The following is a 16,554-nucleotide window of genomic DNA, read 5'->3' on the forward strand; positions in this document are numbered from 1 at the left end:
CGGGCGACCTTGCTGGGGAGTCCCGACGCCGCGGCAACGCCACACCCTGAAGCGTGGTGTGTATTACCTACCACTCACGTTGGCAGATCGATTCCGGGCCGTCAAGCGCTCTGTCTTTGAACCCGAACCGCCGGTCTGCCTCGCGGCGATGACTCAAGCTTCGTGAAGGGGGAGGAGAGTTGGGGAGCGTGCACTTGGGGGTGCACTCGTGCACCCCCAAGTGCAAACCCTCTGCACCCCGTCACTGACCTGCGTAGAGTGACGTTGAGTCAAGCTGGTACTACGGCCACTCTCTGGGGGTGCGATGGCAGACCGGAACGCCAGGCTGGCCGCGCTCATGCAGGAAGGCGACTTCTCGCACAAGTCGCTTGCTCGCGCCGTGGTCGCCGCTGCCGCTCGGTCGGGTGAGGACATCACCTGCGACCACACGTACGTGACCAGATGGCTCAAGGGCTCCATCCCGCGCGGCAGCATGCCGCAGTTCATTGCCGACGCCATCGGACGCAAGTTGGGGCGTCACGTCACGATCGATGACACCGGGATGGGCGAAGCGGCAGTGTCGGCGATCAAGCCGGAGTTGGGACTTGACTTCGCGGACAAGCCGGAGGGCACAGCCAAGACCGTGACCGACCTTTGGCGCGCCGACCTGGCCGACGCTGAGACGCTGGTTCGGGCATTGCCCGATTCAGCGGCTTGGAACGCTGCATCTCTGCGCTGGATCGTGGCACCTCCGGACGGAGAACTGACGCGAGCGGGCAGCCGGGCGGTCGGCGCCGTAGACGTGGAAATGGTGCGCTCAACCACCGACGCTTTCAGCATGCTTGACGGGAAGTTCGGGGGTGGCCACGCCCGGCGAGCGCTGATTCAATATCTGCACACAGACGTCCGGCCGATGTTAGACGGGACATATTCCGATGCCGTGGGCAAACAACTTCACTCTGCTGTCGCCGAAGCGCTCTTGCTCGCCGGATTCATGTCGTACGACAGCGGATTGCACGGCATAGCGCAGCGCTACTTTATCCAGGGTCTACGCATGTCACAGACGGCCGGTGACAGGCTTCTCGGCAGCAGCATTCTCTCTGCTATGAGCCATCAGGCGACGTTCCTGGGGCGATACCGGGATGCCGCGACTCTCGCCCGCGCTGCATACGTAGGCCCGGCCGGCAGCCTGGGGCCCACGATGGCGGCGCACCACATCGCGATGGAAGCGCGGGCCCTCGCCCGCCTCGGAGACGGGCGCGGCTGTGACCTCGCTCTTGCGGAGGCGGAACGCAAGCTCAGCCAGAGGACAATCGACAGCGATCCGCCATACATCGCCTACTTCGATGAGGTGGAACTCGCAGCCGAGATGGGCCATTGCTTCCGTGACCTAGGGCGTTCGATCGAAGCAACGGAGCGCGGGGCGGGCTCCATTTTCGGCGACGGCCTCAACAACAGAAGTGACTTCTTTGCGACCATGGTGCAGGCCGAGTCTTACATCATTCACGGCGAGATCGGTCGTGGTTTTGAGTTCGCTCTGAGTGCGCTGCAACTTGGCGAGGGGTTGAAGTCGGCGCGCTGCGTTCAGTACGTACTTGAGTTCCAAGGGCGCGTCTCGGACGGGATGAGGCGGGCCACGGAGTTCCGTGAATTCCAGGAACAGGCCCGTGGCTTCCGCCTCTGGCAACAGACCGCATAACCGCCCTAGAAAGGCGCCCAGTCTCGGCGAGAGCCACCCGAGCGCAGGGTTTCCACCCGCTTCTCAACCTCCTCGGCCGCGCGCTGATCGGTGCTCGCGTTCTGCGAAAGCCATGCGACCATCAGTAGTTCGCGGACACTCCGAAGAATGGAGTACCCAGACCACTCCCGCACGTCGAACCCATATCCGGCGACGAAATCGGCATACTCAGCCTCTGTGTGCCAACCAAAGCTGTCGTAGTACATGGCCGTTTGCATGAGGTCCCACTCGCGCGGCCCCGTGACAAAGCCGTCCAGATCGATGACCTTGGGGTGGCCGACCCCATCATGGAGGACGTTGCCGACGTTGAAGTCTCCATGTAGATGACCGGCCGGGAGCGCGAACTGGAGCTCGCTGTACTTCGTAGCCAAGTCGTCGGCCAAGGATCGGAGAAATGCGCGAGTAGCGTCCGAAATTGCAGCCTGCTCCAAACGCTGTGCGACCCTGTCGAAAGGCTGCAGGGGCGGCAGAGAGAAAGGCGGCGGCACCAATTCGTGAAGGCGTCGCAGCAGAACGCCCATCTCGCCTGTACTTGCGTATTTTTCTCCGTCGGCGAGCCCTTCCCAGAAGGTCACAGGGTGACCCTCGATGACAACCGGCTGTTTGGCCGCCGTGACGAGTCGAGCCGCCGGATACTCCTCAGCGGCGAGCCATCGCGCCACGGCGACTTCCCTGCGTACGGAGGTAAGCCGATCGGGACTCCGGCCCACCCGAGAAACGATACGGCCGTCGTCTACGCGGAACACCGCGTGGTCTCCGAACCGCAGCATCTCGATTCCATTTGCGTCCAAGTCGGCAACCTCGCACGCCTTGCGCAGGATGGTCTCTGCCGCATCCTCGTCGAATTCGGTCCGCTCAGTAGTCGTCATGCCGTGCTAGACCTCCGCCCGCCGGGCAAGGCTCGGACTTCCCGCCCTTTCACGGCCCCCTTACCGATGAGTCCCTGTCCCTCCAGCTGCGCGATGGCGGAACGCACGGCGGTCCGGGACGCACCGAACCGCTCGCATAGCTCCTTCTCGGTGGGGAAGCGGTCGCCGACCTTGACTTCCTCAGCCTCCAAGAGGTCAGTCACTCTCTCGATCAACGGACGACGGTCCCCGCTCCCCACCACGTACCAGCCGGCCCCTTGTACGGATTCGATCAGCCCTTCACCCTTGAGCACTCCTAGGGCGCGTTCGATGGTGCTTCGGCTGACACCGTGGTCGCTCATGAGCCGTGCCTGAGACGGTAGAGCTTCCGTGATCTCGCCCCCCTTGATCTTCTGGCGCAGTGAATCAGAGACCTCCAAGTACGTACCTCGCGGACTCGCCTGCGGCACGTGGCCTCCCCTTCCAGTTACGTGGCGGCTTCCTCTACCAGCGTCCCACTCGCCCGGCCAACCGACACCTAGTGTCCCACCTGTCCGGCTGTCCGGTTACGCCTCCCACCTGCACAAACAGCCCGGACAGCTCAGAGTGCTGGTGTCCGGGCTGTCCGGTCACAGACGGCTGTAACACTCGGGGGGCGTCCGCTCCCCCTGGGCGTCATGGTTGCGCACGCGCTACCCCCGAATCTTCAAGAGCACTCCGAGCAGCAGAAATAAAGGATCGCTGCTTATCGACGAGCACTCTGCGGTTTTGTACCAAGGCCTTCCGAACGTATCGGCCGCGCTCAGAGTCAAATGCCTGATCATCCTGCACGCCGCTCTCGCCTCCGCACCGCCGGAATAGCTCACTGGCAGGAGAAGCTGTAATGTCAGCGGACACACCGACACGCTCGGCTAAGTCTCCTACGCTTCCAGGGCCAGCCAATTGCACCCGAATTCTCGCCACCCGAGCCTCGTCAAGTAGACGACTCCAATTACCTTCCGCCTCGAAGCATTTCGCTCGCGATTCCAGAGCCAAACTAGCATTGTCAATAACTGCCGATATTGCTTCTATGAACGCCTGATAGGCAGCTTCTCGTGGCCCGCGCAACTCCCTCACGTGCTGTGCCTGCGCAGTGATCTTTGCTTGGTCACGCGTGGCCCAACCACCAGCGAGCGCCGCCCCGATAGTTGCCGCCGATCCGACGACTGCTCCTAGAACCGCTGCCAGTCCTGCATCCATGGGCACAGCTTGAAGCATCTGCGCGGCCCATGCCGGCCACTTGCCCTGTCAGGCCTTGGCACAGTTGCTGCGCGAGGCCCCCAGGGTGTTGCAGCCCGTCGGCGGAGCCGACCAACCAATGGACGCAGGAGCCGGAGGCGACTTCCGACTTCGCACTATCTGCGATACACAGGGGCACCGCACACCTTCCGGGATCAAGGAACCTGCTGGTCAGAGCCCATTCGCAAGCCGAACACTGATTGTGCTCCGGAGCCGTGTGCGCAGGTTCGAATCCTGCCGGGGGCACCTTGGATCAGGTGCCCAAAGACCCCGTCACCAGCGGAAACGCTGAGGCCGGGGTCTTCGCGTATGTGCAGGCAGATGCAGCCCGGAGCGGGCGTGTGTCGGGGTCTGTGGACGAGGCGTGGACGGGATCTTGGAGCATCGCCGCAGGTCGCCGGCTGCTTCCGACGACAGCGCGACTGGCACGCCCCCAGCCGTGAAGTCTGCGGCGCCCGACTGCTTAGATCGCTGGCATGACAGACTGGTCGCAACTCCACCACGCCTACGGCACGGCAGAAGACGTTCCCGGTCTGCTCGACAGGGTGAGCCAAGCCCCGAACGACTCAGACTGGACCGAGCTCTGGTCCCGCCTGTGCCATCAGGGCACCGTCTACTCGGCAAGCCATGCCGCCTTGCCGGCCCTACGAGACATGGCGCGCCAGTGGTCGCCTGCGGACAGACAGCAACCACTCTTGCTGGCCGGCGCCATCGCGGCCAGCACCGACCAGCCATACGGCGAGCAGGATCCCCACGTGGCCTACGCCTCGGAGATGTCCGACCTGCTGCAACTGACTGAGGAAGCTCTCCGGGATCCGAGCCTCAGCGATGACCCCGGAACTTACGTCTACCTGCTCGCCGCACTCCTCGGCTTCGAAGATGTCCCGGTTTGGGGCGAACAACTCGACGGCCTGAACGACGACGAATACGAAGTGCCCTGCCCCGCGTGTAGCGCCGAGAACTTCATAGCCTTCGGTGAGTACGGCTTCTTCTCGACTACAGACAGCATGTACATGAACGAGACCGCGGCAAAGAAGCTCCCTCTTCAGCCCGCAGACTCCTCAGCGCTGGAGGGGCTTGCCCAAAGACTGCACAGTCGCGCGCTCGCCGACAACCAGGCCGATGCCGCTGGCAAGTTGACTTATCTCTTCGGCAAAGCGCAATGCGCCGAGTGCGACGCTGTCTTCAGCGTCGCGGATGCCGTTGCAACCCGCTGGGACGGGTGAACCGCTTCAGGCAGGGATGACTGACCCCTGGCTGAGACGGACTGTCTCAGGCCTGGCTCCAAGCCTGTCGATGGCGAGCGACGCCGTACACCTGCTCGACCTGTTCAGCTGTCAGCACCCCCGAGAGCGGCGCCAGTGCCGCCACCTGACGCTCCTGGTACACGCGCACGCTGAGCTGTGTGGCAACCACCTTCAGATCGGTCACGCCGACGAAGACGAGCACGGGCTCCACCGGGACAGGAAAGCCGCAATAGTGCTCCAGCACTCGAGCTACCCGCTTAGCTTCCGCCCGGCTCTTGCGCGCGTAGGGGGCCGGCTTTCCGTGATTGACCTTCACGGAATCGTCGCCGACCCATACAGCCTTTTTGTGGTGGTGCTTGGTGTTGATGCTGAACACGCCGCCGGGCCCGACCAGCAAGTGATCGACGTCCACCTTGTCGGCCAGGGGGATGGAATGCAGGACCCGCCAGCCGTGACTCACCAAACGGTTCAGCTCGGCTCCCACTCGCCTCTCCCCCGCCAGCCCCTTGCGCCAGGAATCCCACTCTGTGCGGCGACGCAAGAGCTGTGAGACGAGCTGCTCAATCAGACCCACGCCGGATTTGTCGAGCAGGTCCCGGAGGGACTCACCTGGACGGTTGGTGGACAGGTCGTCGGCCGACGTCAAAGGCGGCAGCATCGGGCGCGCTTCAGCCTCAGGTGCCCTCTGTGGCATGACCGACTCGGAGGCGTTCCGTAAGTGGCGTGTCAGCACGGAAACCACGTCGTCGCGGTACTCAGCGACCAGGACCGTAATGTGCCCCGTCCTGACATCCGCCCAGCCGACCGCAGTGCCATCCGGCAGGTTCGCGTACAGGCGATCCTGTCCGTACCGCTTCCAGCGCGTCACCCTCAGCTCCACGAGCCCCCCTCGTCCGCTCTCGGCTCGAAGCATCGCAGCAGGTAGCGCTCAAAACGAGAGAGGCCCCGGACAAGATGCCCGGGGCGTGGGTGGGGTGCAGGGTGTCTCACTCGTACTCGCGCAGAAGGTCCTCGATACGGCGGTTGGCGACGTCCTGCCGTCCGTCGAGGCACTTCGCGTAGCGGGTCAGCAACACCTCGACGCTGTTGCCAGCGCGCTCGGCGACCTCGGTCGGGTCGACACCGGCATTGAGCCAGGTCGACAGCGCCGAGTGTCGAAGGTCGTATGGCCGACTCGCGAGCGGCGAGGAGGCGGCGGCCGGCGGGAGCGCGAGGAGCCGGGCCTCCTGCCACACGCGGTAGTAGGTCGAGGACGGGACGACCGAACCTTTCTCGCTGAAGAACAGGCGCCCGTCGTCCGCTGTGCCAAAGGTGGCCAGGTGCTCACGGAACACAGCGACGAGGTGAGGCGGAATGGGTACCCGGCGGACGTCCTCGGTCGGCCGGTTCTTCAGCCCGCGGTCGTCGTGGGTCTCCCCAGAGTCGGTCCACTGCTTGCCGACCGACGGGCGGGTTCGGTGGAGCAGCGCCGAGCCCCAGCCCTGTTCCGGGAGGATCAGGTCCGTCTCGGCGAGGCCGACCGCTTCAGCCGGCCGCAGACCACCGAAGTACATCGCAGCGAACAGACCCACGAGACGACGGCCGCGGGCACGCCGGTATCCGCCCACATAGGAGACGGCCGCCAGGAGGTTGCGAGCCTGCTCCGGGTTGGCGACGACGCGCGGGTCAACCTGGTTGGACACCTTCGGTTTCTGCCAGCGGACAGCCGTAATGGGGTTCTCGCGCAGCTCCCCCAGGTCAACCGCATAGTTCGCGGCGTTGACGAGGGTCCGACGCTTGCGCCGCACGGTTTCTGCCGCTGCCGCCGTGCCGTCGAGCTTGAGCTTTAGCGAGTCGAGGACCGCGCGGGCCGTGGCGGGTGCAGCAAGATCGGCGAGCGGCCGAGAGGCCTTGGACACCCAGTGGAGAACGATCCGTACGTCGTCCGGGACTTCCCGATCGTCAGGCCCCGGCAAGACGAAGGCCCAGTTGCGCAGCGCTTTGCGGATCACCTCATCGGACGGCCGTCCGGCACGCTCGTCGAGGAGCTCCAGCGTCACACTGGTGAGGGATTCATTGATGCCGTCCCTCGTATTGGGGGCGGCATGGGGCCATTTCATGGCGAGGTACCTGAGGGCGAAGGCGTACCAGGACACGGCCGACTTCTTCTCTTCCATCGAGGCCGGGAGCCCCGACTCAGTGTCGAACTCTTCACCGTCGCGCATCGCTCGCATGAGCTTCGTGCGGAAGTGGTCGGCGAGCGCCTTTGTGCGGAATGACTCCGAGAGCACGTTGCCGGCAACGGACCAGCGGACACCGTAGGAGGGCGTCTTCGTGTCCCGCTTGCGAACCGCCCAGACCTTCACATCAAGGGACTTCACGCCGCCGCCTCCAGCTGTCGCAGCCACGTGGTGAAGTCGCTCCGCCATACCCGGAGCTCTCCGTTGGGCAGCTTGAACGCGGCCGGCCCGTATCCCAGCTCCCGCCAGCGGTAGAAGGTTCGGCGAGAGACACCGCCCAGCTCATCCAGGACTTGGCGAACAGTCATCAGCTCGTCGTGACGGGAGTCCACGTCGGTTCTCCTTCCGTTCCGAGTGCGGGTTCGAGGGACGAAGCGAGCCAGGCTTCGGCACGGCTCAGGCCAGTACCGGCGAAGACCCAGTGCGAGAGGACGAGAGTCGTTTCCGTCGGCTCTGTCTCGACCACCGGGGCGAGCTGTGCGCGTCGCCAGTCAGCGCGAGCGGTGCGCAGTGCGCCGAGGGTGGTGGAGTAGCGGCGGGATTTGGTGGAGAAGTGGCCGCGGAAGCCGAGCATGTGCGCCCAGGCGCGTAAGCGGAGCTCGGCGAGCTCAGGGCGTGCGCCGAGGGTCCAGGCGACGCGGATCATGCGTCGGGCGTGTTCGGTGATGCGTGCCTGGGCGAGCTCGGCGAGGAACTGCAGCGGGCGGTCGAGGGTGCCGGTCGCCGTCTCGGCGCCCTTGGTCGCGTACTTCGCGATGTACGAGGCGACAGCGCGTTCGGTGAGGTCCTGGCCGTCGTCGAAGTCGGCGGATCGGATCGTGCGGACGTCGAGTTGGCGGCCGAAGGCGAAGGTGTGCGCGCGTCCGTCGACGGTCGGGCCGTCCACGCGGGCGGCGGTGGCCGCGGCCTGGATGGCGTCCGTCAGGAGCTCCGCCGTCGCCCAGTCGGGCGGTGCCGTGTCGCCGCCTTCCGGGCCGTCGATGCGGATGACGGCGTGGAAGTGCACGGCACCGCGCTTCTGATACTCGGCGACCTTGGCGAAGGAGACGCGGGCATGGTCGCGGAAGGTGCGTTGGGTGAGACCGGCGCGCTTGGCGATCTCCCGGCAGAGGTAGATCGAGAAGCGCCGCCAGAGGTGCCCGGCATGGGCGTTCCAGAGCACGGCCGCTTCATAGTCGTAGCGGTCCGGGTCGAGGGGCGTACCCAACGTGCTGTCGTTCTCGTCGTGGCGGGCTCCGCAGCGGCAGGGGCGTCCGTCGGTGCGGCGGTGGTGGACCGGGCCGAAGCCGGGGGCGGTGAAGGTGGCGAAGACGCGCGGATGGGTGGCGACCTGGTCCGAGGTGCCTTTGCCGCCGCGTAATCCGGCGGTGATCAGGTGGTAGGTGTCTCGGCGGTATGTCTCGGCGCAGGCCGGACAGCGGGTCGCGCGGCGGTTGTTGCAGCGGACGAGGAGTTGGCCGGCGGGGAGGGCGGTCGAGTCGAGGTGGTGCAGGGTGCGGCCGATCTCGCCGGTTGCGGTGTCGACGGCGTATTCGGTGCGGTGGCCGCCGAGGCGGACGGGATGCGTGCAGCCGCCCAGACCGGAGAGTTGGCGGGCCAGCTCGGGCATGGTCCCGAGCGAGGCCAGCATGGAGAGTTCCGCCAGAGGGGGCGGAGTCTGCCGGGTGATGATGGGACTTCCTTTCGGCTGTTTCGGCGGTGGGAAGGGACGGCCCCGGGGCGGCGGGATGCTTGGCGGCTTGTTGCCGCCCCGGCGGCCGGTCAGCGCCTGTTGGCGTTGTTCAGGAGGGAGCGCAGGACCACGGCGGCGATGGCCACGGAGATGGCCGTGATGGCGACGGCGGCCAGGAGCGCGGTGAGGACGACTCCGCCGACCAGGACTGCGGCGACCGGGACCGCGTAGGGGCTGAGCGAGCGGCCGGCGGCGGTCGGAGCGGGGTTGTGCTGGTGGTGCTGCTGCGGGATGAGGGTCGATGGCGGAGTGGGGACGTCGGGCAGCTTGGGGCGGAACATGGCGGAGCTCCTTTCAGCGGTTGTCGCCGTTGACGACGCCGACCCCGGAGCGGGTGCCGGACTCGATGGCGGGGGCGAGGAAGGTGTGCGAAAGCCAGAAGCCGAAGAGCGCGATCACGACGGCGACCCACATGCGCACGCCGAGGAACTTGATCGCGGCCCAGGCGATGACGCCCAGGACGAAGACGAGCGGAAGCGAGACGGTCACGGGGTCTCCTCAGCGGACGCGGCAGCGATGGGTGCGGGCGGCGAGCTCGGCGGCTGCACGAGTGTCGAAGTCGTTGGAGAAGCCGCAGCGGGGAGCAGTGCAGACGGCGGTGTGCTTCTCACGACCGCGGCCGTCGTAGGCGGTGCCGACCTGGACGGGTCCGATGCGGACGACTCGGCGGAAACGGCGGTTGGCGGGCATCAGGGCAGCTCCTTCGGTTCGTCGTGGTTCTGGTTTTCGTCGGTGAAGTCGGCGACGTGGTCAAGCAGCCACTGCCGGATCTCCGCGCCCTCGTACTCGTCGGCGGTGAGGATCACGGGTTCGGCGATGAGCATTGCTTCGGTGAGGCGGTTCTGACGGGTCAGCTCGGCGGCGCGGTTGAGCGCGCGGAGCGTGGACGGGCGCAAGGTGGAAAGTCCTCCGAGGTCAGGTGAGTTGTGCGGCGATGGCTTCGGCGAGCGGGAGCGGGACGCCCAAGCGGGTACGAAGGGTTGGGGTGTCGATGTCCGTTCCGGTCCGGGCGCGGTGGTCGTCGGCGACCTTGCGAGCCAGGGCGACGAGGGCGGGCGGGACAGGGGCGGCGGCAGGCTGCGCGGCCGGCCGTGGAGCGGCGGCGGGCAGTTCGGGGGCGGCCGTCGTGACGGGCGTGGCGGGTGCCTCGTCCTGGTCCGGTACCGCCGCCTCGTCGCGATCCGGGATGCCGTGCGCGAGGAGGGTTCCGCCGAGGAAGGCGACGGCGGGCCATCCGGCGACGAGGATGCGCAGCCAGGCCGGGACGTGCCCGAGGTCGAGCAGGCCGGCGGTGGCGACGTTCGCGCCGAGCGACGCGGCCAGGGCGACGACGAACCAGCACCAGCCAGCGGCTTTCGCCGTACCGGAGCGCAGCCGCCGCCATGCCGCGACGAGGAGCAGGTCAACGCTGATCGGATAGGCCCACGCCTTCCAACCGTCCTGTCCGGCCGCTGCAGCGAGGTCGTGCAGGTGGGCGAAGGAGAGCGCGGCGGCGATGGCCGCTTGGATCAGGATGGGGTCGATGCGGATGCCGGGGGCGCGCATCGATCAGTCCCCCGGTGTCTCGGAGGCGAGGCGCGCCGTGGGAACCGGTTCACGGCGGTCGAGGGCGACAGGCGGGGCGTACGGCCGGAAGGGGTGAGCGCCGGAATGTCCGGGGAGAGGTGGGCCGTCTCGCGGCAGGTGGCCGCAGCAGCAGCGAGGGACAGGTATGGGGTGCGGATGCGGGACCAGCCGCCAGAGGTGTCACCGGCCACGGCCAAGCCGGGCAGCTCGGCGGCGATGGCGCAAGAGGCGTCGACCGCTTCAGGGGCGATGTCCCCCAGAGCCATCTTGGCCGACGCTTCGTCGTTGACGCGGTGACAGACTCGGCCGGTGAGCTGGGCCCGGAGCATGGTCGCGCCCTTGCCCAGCTCGGCGCCGAAGCGCTGCCTGCAGACCTCCAGGTAGATGCCGGCCGCCCGGCCCAGCTGGGCGAGGCGGATGAGGTGGGTGACCATCTCGTCCCGGCGTTCCTCGTCCTTGCGGGATGCGACGAGGAAGAGTTCGGCCACCTCGTCGACGAACAGCACGATGGGGGTGGGCCGTTCGCTCTCGGGCAGGCCCCAGATGTCCGAGGTGATCTCCTCGTCGCGGGTACCGGGAGCGATGCCCTGCCGGGCCTTGATGAGGTCGTATCGGTCCTCCATCTCCTTGACCAGTACGGGCAGCAGCTCGGCCGCCTCGTCCGGGTCGGTGGCCAGCGCGGCGAAGCGGGAAGCGAACGGGGCAAGCTCGACGCCCCGCTTGCAGTCGATGCCGACCAGGGCGACAGGCTGCCGGGCGAGCCCGGCAATGAGATTCCGCAGGTACATGGACTTGCCCGACAACGTCGCGCCGAGGACGAGTCCATGCGGTACGGCCCGGTAGTCCCGTAAGAACGCGGTTGCGTCCTCCCGAAGCGCCACCGGCACCCTGAGGAACCCACCCTCAGTCCGCCGGGGCATCCGCACCTTGCGCAGGACGTCGAAGCCGATGAGACGCAGTTCGACGACACCGGGCTTGACGTCCTTCACGTACACGCCGTGCACGCCCCAGGCGTGGCGGAGCCGTTCCGCCGAAGCGGCGACGTCGGCGGGTTCCTGGCCGGGAGCGAGGCGGAGCCGGACGCGGAGACCGGTCGTAGTGGGCCGGATGATGCCCCGCCGAGGCGGGACGGGACGGATCTCCCGTCGGCTGGTCACTTTGATGGCCAGCACCCGAAGCCGTGAAGGCTCGACGGTCAGACCGCAGGCGTCCATGGTCGAGGAGTACGAGGCCAGCAGCCGGGCCACCGAGACCGGCAGCCCGACCGTGGACCAGTACGCGGCCGGGTTGGCGTGCCGGACGTAGGCCGCGCCGCCTATCGCAGCGAGGGGTGCGCCCAACTCGGCCAGCGTGATCAGGTCCGTCACGACGATCAGCCCGCCTGAGCGACCGGGACCGGGAAGGCACCCGGCGCGATCGCGGTGGCGCGGTAGGCGATGCCGTGCCGCTGCTGGCCGTTGAACACGCTCTCCCACGGCCGGGCGACGAGCCCCGGCAGGGATACGGGAGCGCCGACGGTCAGCCCCTCCGTCACACCGCTTTCGGGAACGGTGACCTGGATGAGCGACGAGTCCCCCTCGTCGATGAAGACGACGCCGACGGTCATCAGCGCCTCACCGCTCACGGCGTCCTTGGCGATCTCACCGGTCTGCCGGTCACGCACCTTCGGGGCCGGCGCTTCGGTGAGCAGGATCGTGGCGGTCGAGGCGTCAACGCGGATCACACGCACAGAGGTTTCTCCTTCGGAGTCGATCAACTCGCTACATGACAAGTTGACTTAGCAAGTTCGAAGTTATGGATGTCAAGTTGACTTGTCAAGTGAGATCGGCAGGCAATTAGCCCCGACTCGGGCTCAGTTGAGGCGGTAGGTGTCTTCCAGCTCCTGCCGATCGGCAGGAAGCAGCACGTCCGACACTTGCAAAGCCTGGCCAGAGGCATCACGCGCGACGACCAGGACGCCAAGGACGGGCACGCCGTCCGGAAGGTCGAGCAGCTCAGCCTCACCGCGCTCGGGCAGCCGAGCCGAGACGCGTTCAGTCACGTGGTCGAAGCGAACCTTCTTCCGCGCCTCAAGATGGGCCCGGGCGCCAACGCCCAACGGGTGGGCACTATCCAGCTCGGTGCCCTCGACGAGGCCGGCGGGGAAGTACGACGAGACCAGTTCGACAGGTTCGCCGTCCTCATCCACGACGAGGAACCGGCGCACGAGAACCTTGGCGCGTTTCGGCAGGCCCAGCACAGAGGCGACGCGAGCCGGAACAGGAACCTGACCGACCTCGACCAGCCGCCCCGGTGTCTGCACCTCGTCACGGGTGAGCGCTTGACCCCCCCGGCGGTCCTTGTGCTCGACGGCCGCCGGACGCCCCCGCACGATCGTGCCGTACCCCTGCCGGGACTCCAGCCAGCCGTCACGCTTCAGCAGCTCCAGCGCCCGTACGACGGTCGGACGGGACATCCCGAAGGCCTGCACCAGCTGATTCTCACTGGGCACGCGAGTACCAGGCGGGTACGTGCCGTCCTCGATGCGCTGCTGAATGGTCTGTGCGAGGCGTACGTACTTCGGTGCCTCCACCTCATACGCCATGAACGCCGCCGCCCGTCGAGATTGGCCAAGTCAACCGGTCAACCAGACTAGCGACGAATCCGCCGACGCAGAACCAACAGCAGGTATTCCCCTTCTCACGCAGGCCAGGCATCGGCGACCGCAAAGGAGACCACCGTGCCGCCGAAGCGACTGGGCCCCGAGTGCCATGACTCGGCGATCGAGTCGACCAGCAGCAGCCCGCGCCCATGCGCGTCATTCGCGTCCGGGCGCCGGAGTCGCACGTTCGCCGGGAAGCCCGGGTTGTGCACCTCCACCCGCAGCGAGGTCCCCTCCCGGAACCACTCCACCCGCACGAGCCACGGGTCATCAGCCTGCCCGTAGCGGATCGCATTGGTGACCAGTTCCGAGATCATCAGTGCGCAGTCGTCAACCGAGCACGCCAGGTTGTACGGGGCGATGAACTTCCGGAACCAGCGCCGGGCCCGGGGCACAGACTCCGGAACCGGATGCAAGGTCATCGCACCGAGCCGCGGCGACTCCTCGCAGGGGTAGCGGTCGATCGTGTACGCCATCCGCTCTCACTCCTTGCCGCTGCCGTCGCAGTCGAGGCAGCGCCGCTTCGATGTGGCACGGGAACGGTCGGCAGCGGCGGCGAGCGCCAGGGACGTGCGCGAACTGACACGCTTCCAGCCACGCCCCCGGCAGCCCCGGCAAGGTAAGTGCGCTCCCTGGTCCGGCCGCTGACTCGTCACCCCGTGCCCCCTTCAGATTGAGTGGCCTTAGCCACTTACTGGATAGTGGCATTGGCCACTCGCAGCGCGCAAGCGATTCGCGTGAAGTCCCGAACCATCAGGTGAGCGGATACCCCTGCTCGAACGCCCAGCGCTGCGGCGGGTAAGTGGCTTCGGCGAACTCCAACGGCCGGTCCTGAAGGTCGAAGACGACGTGATGGACGATCAGAACAGCTGATCCCGGCTCAAGCTGGAGGTCTGCCCCCTCCTCGTCAGTCGCCTGACGGGCACACATGCGGTCCTCGGCGTAACTCCCCTGTCGCCCCGTCATGTTCTCGACGTACATCAGGGTGCCCTCCTGGATCCGCTCGGGCTCCAGCAGCTTGGGCGCCCGCTGACCGACATCCGGCGCGAACCACGACGTGGACAGCGTGATAGGCCCGTCTTGGTTGTTGGTAACCCGTCGGCGATACACGGCCCGCCGATCCTTCACCAGGCCCAACGCCTCAGCAACGTGATCGGGCGCGTCCAGCCAGCCGGCCGACGTGATCACCGCGTACTCGCCAGGCGTGTAGATCTTCCCAGTCTGCCGAGCTCGCCCGTACAACTCCCGCGCTCGCCGATTCACTTCGAGGCTGCGCACGTACGTGCCCGACCCCTGCCGCTTCTCGACGAGCCCCTGATGGCTCAGCGCCTCCAAAGACCGCGCCGCCGTCGGACGGGACACCTTCCAGTCCGCCGCCAACTGTCGCTCCGAGGGCACCTCGTCCCCCGGCCGCAGGTCGCCCCGAAGGATCTGATCGCGGATGAAGTGCGCGATCTGGAGATACTTCGGCTGCGCCTCCTCAATCTGAGGCATGTCTCCTCCTCGTCCAAGTGGCTATAGCCTCTAGCCACTATAGGGTGGGAGGTCAAGGGCCGACCCCGTACGCTTAGCCGCATGACGCGGTTGATCGTCGCAGCAGGAGGAGGGGGCGACGCAGTCGCCGCCGCAATGCTTGACGCCGCCTTGTACGGCGACGACGACCAGGCGGTGATCCTCACGTACGCGTGGGACCGCTTGCTGATCGACCCGTTGCCGGGCCCCCGGGGAACCGACGACTTCACCGGCCTCGAACCGCTCACCCCGGCGGTCTGGAAGGTGCCGGCGGAAGCCCGCCCCATCGCACCGGCAGGCTCCACGCTCCCCCGCCTAGCGGCAGAGCTCCCGCATACGTTGGCGCTGATCGATCCAAGGCACGGCGCCGAAGGCGTCACGCGCCAGCTCGAAGACTTGATCGCTCACCTTCGGCCGGCCTCGATCGACCTCCTGGACGTCGGCGGCGACCTGTTGGCCCGAGGCGACGAACCGACGCTGAAGAGCCCACTCGCCGACTCGCTGACCCTGGCAGCGTGCTGCCAAGTGAGTGCACCCGTCCGCCTGTTCGTGGCAGGCCCTGGCCTGGACGGCGAGCTGTCACCCGAAGACCTACGCGGCGCGCTCGGCCCGGTCGTCCACACGTTCACGGCGCGGGACACGGAGCCGATCAGCCCAGTCCTGGAGTGGCACCCCTCAGAAGCAACCGGCATGCTCGCGGCAGCCGCCCGAGGCGTACGCGGCACCTGCGAGGTCCGGGACGCCGGCCTTCCCATACCCCTCACCGACGAGAGCCCGACCGTCCACGAGGTGGACATGGACGAGGCACTGGGCCGCAACGCGTTGGCCCGCGCGATCATGGCAACGACCACCCTGGAGCAGGTAGAGGAACTGAGCCGCGAAGTCTGCGGCTTCTCCGAAATCGACTACGAACGCAACAAGGCCCTCTGGCTGAAGGAGCAACGGCCCGCGCAGCTCGATGCCCAGTCGATACTCCCCCAGCTCAGCCACTTCGAGGCAGATGCTCGAAGCCGCGGAGTCACCCACACGACGTTCCGCCACCTCACCGAGGTCTTAAACCTCGACGGCTCACAGCGCGATGATCTGCGCCTGCTGCTCATCAACAGCCGCCCCGAGCAGTACGCAGCACCCTTGTGGAGCCTCACGACCGTCGACTCCGACCACGCCGGCCAGACACTGTGAGCGCCTACAGCAGCGATCCAGCCCTCAACGTGTACGACGTCAGCGGCAACGGCACAGAGGTCGACGTTGCCACCAACCTGCTGAACGGCGACATCAGGCTCTCGATTCTCTGGACCCAAGAGATCCTCTTGTCGGCCGATGCTGCCGAACAAGTAGCCGACGCCCTCCGACGAGCAGCAGCCCAGTCCCGCAGCATCACAGCCGCCCCAGACGCCGACTGAGTAACAACCTTCTTCACGGGTTCAAGGCTCGCTGCGCTCGCTGGTCCGGCGGCCGACGGCGCTTGTAGATCTTCGGGCCGCAGGCTCCGCCCAGGCGCCTCAAAGGCCGCTTCTGGCTCGCACACCGCCACCACGATCCGGCCTCAGGGATGGGAAAGATCAACGGCAGCTGGACCTCAACGCCCCTCATCGGGGCCACGTCGTACCCCTTTCCACCCGGTTGCCTACAGAGGTAGGTCGGATCAAACCGAGGGCCGCGCCAAGCGCGGCGGGGGGGGGGGGGGGGGGGGGGGGGGGGGGGGGGGGGGGGGGGGGGGGGGGGGGGGGGGGGGGGGGGGGAAGTGGGCAGCGTAGGGGTAGGGGGAGGAGAAAGGGCGGGGGAGGGGGAGGG

General features: G+C 67.0%; 20 protein-coding genes. 4 read left to right on the forward strand and 16 right to left on the reverse strand.

Going from position 1 to position 16,554, the window contains the following annotated elements; translation table 11 throughout:
* Window positions 1–304: 304 nt before the first annotated feature.
* The gene (locus AC067M_RS32275) at window positions 305–1,678 is read left to right on the forward strand and encodes a hypothetical protein (protein WP_478700578.1); all 1,374 of its coding nucleotides are present in this window, start codon (window positions 305–307) and stop codon (window positions 1,676–1,678) included.
* A gap of 5 nt (window positions 1,679–1,683) precedes the next feature.
* Here the strand turns inward: AC067M_RS32275 and AC067M_RS32280 are convergent, their stop codons facing one another.
* Both AC067M_RS32280 and AC067M_RS32285 read right to left on the reverse strand, forming a co-directional pair.
* A complete protein-coding gene (locus tag AC067M_RS32280) occupies window positions 1,684–2,586 on the reverse strand; it encodes a phosphotransferase enzyme family protein (protein ID WP_478700579.1) in 903 nt (300 codons plus the stop codon).
* Window positions 2,583–3,035: a GntR family transcriptional regulator gene (locus AC067M_RS32285; protein WP_478700580.1), complete on the reverse strand. Its 453-nt coding sequence runs from the start codon at window positions 3,033–3,035 to the stop codon at window positions 2,583–2,585. The genes AC067M_RS32280 and AC067M_RS32285 overlap by 4 nt, the downstream gene beginning before the upstream one ends.
* Window positions 3,036–4,319: 1,284 nt before the next feature.
* On the opposite strand from AC067M_RS32285, the gene AC067M_RS32290 reads away from it, so the two are divergent.
* Window positions 4,320–5,069, forward strand: a complete 750-nt coding sequence (locus AC067M_RS32290) for a hypothetical protein (protein ID WP_478700581.1) — start codon at window positions 4,320–4,322, stop codon at window positions 5,067–5,069.
* A gap of 46 nt (window positions 5,070–5,115) precedes the next feature.
* Here the strand turns inward: AC067M_RS32290 and AC067M_RS32295 are convergent, their stop codons facing one another.
* The 14 genes from AC067M_RS32295 to AC067M_RS32360 form a co-directional block, all read right to left on the reverse strand.
* Window positions 5,116–6,003 carry a nuclease-related domain-containing protein gene (locus AC067M_RS32295; protein ID WP_478700582.1) on the reverse strand — a complete coding sequence of 296 codons (888 nt, stop codon included), beginning with the start codon at window positions 6,001–6,003 and terminating at the stop codon, window positions 5,116–5,118.
* Between the two features lie 73 nt (window positions 6,004–6,076).
* The gene (locus tag AC067M_RS32300; RefSeq protein ID WP_478700583.1) at window positions 6,077–7,450 is read right to left on the reverse strand and encodes a tyrosine-type recombinase/integrase; all 1,374 of its coding nucleotides are present in this window, start codon (window positions 7,448–7,450) and stop codon (window positions 6,077–6,079) included.
* Entirely contained in the window at window positions 7,447–7,617 is a 171-nt protein-coding gene (locus tag AC067M_RS32305; protein ID WP_060900682.1) for a helix-turn-helix transcriptional regulator, read from the reverse strand. Before AC067M_RS32305 ends, AC067M_RS32300 begins: the two co-directional genes overlap by 4 nt.
* Complete coding sequence (locus tag AC067M_RS32310; protein ID WP_478700584.1) at window positions 7,617–8,939, reverse strand: replication initiator; 1,323 nt, start codon at window positions 8,937–8,939, stop codon at window positions 7,617–7,619. The genes AC067M_RS32305 and AC067M_RS32310 overlap by 1 nt, the downstream gene beginning before the upstream one ends.
* Before the next feature lie 131 nt (window positions 8,940–9,070).
* Window positions 9,071–9,322 carry a SpdD protein gene (locus tag AC067M_RS32315; RefSeq protein ID WP_478700585.1) on the reverse strand — a complete coding sequence of 84 codons (252 nt, stop codon included), beginning with the start codon at window positions 9,320–9,322 and terminating at the stop codon, window positions 9,071–9,073.
* A 13-nt stretch (window positions 9,323–9,335) separates the two neighbouring features.
* Entirely contained in the window at window positions 9,336–9,530 is a 195-nt protein-coding gene (locus AC067M_RS32320) for a hypothetical protein (RefSeq protein ID WP_037680541.1), read from the reverse strand.
* 9 nt (window positions 9,531–9,539) lie between these two features.
* Window positions 9,540–9,731: a mobile element transfer protein gene (locus AC067M_RS32325; RefSeq protein ID WP_069769931.1), complete on the reverse strand. Its 192-nt coding sequence runs from the start codon at window positions 9,729–9,731 to the stop codon at window positions 9,540–9,542.
* Window positions 9,731–9,937 (reverse strand): hypothetical protein, encoded by a 207-nt coding sequence (locus AC067M_RS32330; protein WP_069769930.1) that lies wholly within the window; start codon window positions 9,935–9,937, stop codon window positions 9,731–9,733. Before AC067M_RS32330 ends, AC067M_RS32325 begins: the two co-directional genes overlap by 1 nt.
* A gap of 19 nt (window positions 9,938–9,956) precedes the next feature.
* On the reverse strand, window positions 9,957–10,586 hold the full coding sequence (locus AC067M_RS32335) for a DUF2637 domain-containing protein (protein ID WP_478700586.1): 630 nt from the start codon (window positions 10,584–10,586) through the stop codon (window positions 9,957–9,959).
* On the reverse strand, window positions 10,550–11,974 hold the full coding sequence (locus AC067M_RS32340; protein ID WP_478700587.1) for an FtsK/SpoIIIE domain-containing protein: 1,425 nt from the start codon (window positions 11,972–11,974) through the stop codon (window positions 10,550–10,552). Before AC067M_RS32340 ends, AC067M_RS32335 begins: the two co-directional genes overlap by 37 nt.
* 5 nt (window positions 11,975–11,979) lie before the next feature.
* Window positions 11,980–12,336, reverse strand: a complete 357-nt coding sequence (locus tag AC067M_RS32345; protein ID WP_069769928.1) for an SCO3933 family regulatory protein — start codon at window positions 12,334–12,336, stop codon at window positions 11,980–11,982.
* Between the two features lie 123 nt (window positions 12,337–12,459).
* Window positions 12,460–13,191, reverse strand: a complete 732-nt coding sequence (locus AC067M_RS32350) for a GntR family transcriptional regulator (protein WP_478700588.1) — start codon at window positions 13,189–13,191, stop codon at window positions 12,460–12,462.
* A 95-nt stretch (window positions 13,192–13,286) separates the two neighbouring features.
* A complete protein-coding gene (locus tag AC067M_RS32355) occupies window positions 13,287–13,724 on the reverse strand; it encodes an ATP-binding protein (RefSeq protein WP_478700589.1) in 438 nt (145 codons plus the stop codon).
* Window positions 13,725–14,001: 277 nt separating this feature from the next.
* Window positions 14,002–14,742, reverse strand: coding sequence for a GntR family transcriptional regulator (locus AC067M_RS32360; protein ID WP_478700590.1), 741 nt, complete (start codon window positions 14,740–14,742; stop codon window positions 14,002–14,004).
* Window positions 14,743–14,823: 81 nt separating this feature from the next.
* Here AC067M_RS32360 and AC067M_RS32365 point away from each other — a divergent pair, with 81 nt between their 5' ends.
* On the forward strand, window positions 14,824–15,942 hold the full coding sequence (locus AC067M_RS32365) for a DUF1152 domain-containing protein (RefSeq protein ID WP_478700591.1): 1,119 nt from the start codon (window positions 14,824–14,826) through the stop codon (window positions 15,940–15,942).
* Window positions 15,939–16,163 carry a hypothetical protein gene (locus tag AC067M_RS32370; RefSeq protein ID WP_478700592.1) on the forward strand — a complete coding sequence of 75 codons (225 nt, stop codon included), beginning with the start codon at window positions 15,939–15,941 and terminating at the stop codon, window positions 16,161–16,163. The genes AC067M_RS32365 and AC067M_RS32370 overlap by 4 nt, the downstream gene beginning before the upstream one ends.
* The last annotated feature ends 391 nt before the right edge of the window (window positions 16,164–16,554 follow it).

The organism is Streptomyces sp. NPDC043427 (genome assembly GCF_056436655.1).

Bases quoted from the DNA above. Each gene is read 5' to 3' on its own strand.
- AC067M_RS32305 (WP_060900682.1), bottom strand. From the start codon at position 7,617: ATGACTGTTCGCCAAGTCCTGGATGAGCTGGGCGGTGTCTCTCGCCGA.
- AC067M_RS32365 (WP_478700591.1), top strand. From the start codon at position 14,824: ATGACGCGGTTGATCGTCGCAGCAGGAGGAGGGGGCGACGCAGTCGCC.
- AC067M_RS32315 (WP_478700585.1), bottom strand. From the start codon at position 9,322: ATGTTCCGCCCCAAGCTGCCCGACGTCCCCACTCCGCCATCGACCCTC.
- AC067M_RS32350 (WP_478700588.1), bottom strand. From the start codon at position 13,191: ATGGCGTATGAGGTGGAGGCACCGAAGTACGTACGCCTCGCACAGACC.
- AC067M_RS32295 (WP_478700582.1), bottom strand. From the start codon at position 6,003: ATGCTTCGAGCCGAGAGCGGACGAGGGGGGCTCGTGGAGCTGAGGGTG.
- AC067M_RS32355 (WP_478700589.1), bottom strand. From the start codon at position 13,724: ATGGCGTACACGATCGACCGCTACCCCTGCGAGGAGTCGCCGCGGCTC.
- AC067M_RS32275 (WP_478700578.1), top strand. From the start codon at position 305: ATGGCAGACCGGAACGCCAGGCTGGCCGCGCTCATGCAGGAAGGCGAC.
- AC067M_RS32310 (WP_478700584.1), bottom strand. From the start codon at position 8,939: ATGCTGGCCTCGCTCGGGACCATGCCCGAGCTGGCCCGCCAACTCTCC.
- AC067M_RS32335 (WP_478700586.1), bottom strand. From the start codon at position 10,586: ATGCGCGCCCCCGGCATCCGCATCGACCCCATCCTGATCCAAGCGGCC.
- AC067M_RS32290 (WP_478700581.1), top strand. From the start codon at position 4,320: ATGACAGACTGGTCGCAACTCCACCACGCCTACGGCACGGCAGAAGAC.
- AC067M_RS32280 (WP_478700579.1), bottom strand. From the start codon at position 2,586: ATGACGACTACTGAGCGGACCGAATTCGACGAGGATGCGGCAGAGACC.
- AC067M_RS32325 (WP_069769931.1), bottom strand. From the start codon at position 9,731: ATGCCCGCCAACCGCCGTTTCCGCCGAGTCGTCCGCATCGGACCCGTC.
- AC067M_RS32360 (WP_478700590.1), bottom strand. From the start codon at position 14,742: ATGCCTCAGATTGAGGAGGCGCAGCCGAAGTATCTCCAGATCGCGCAC.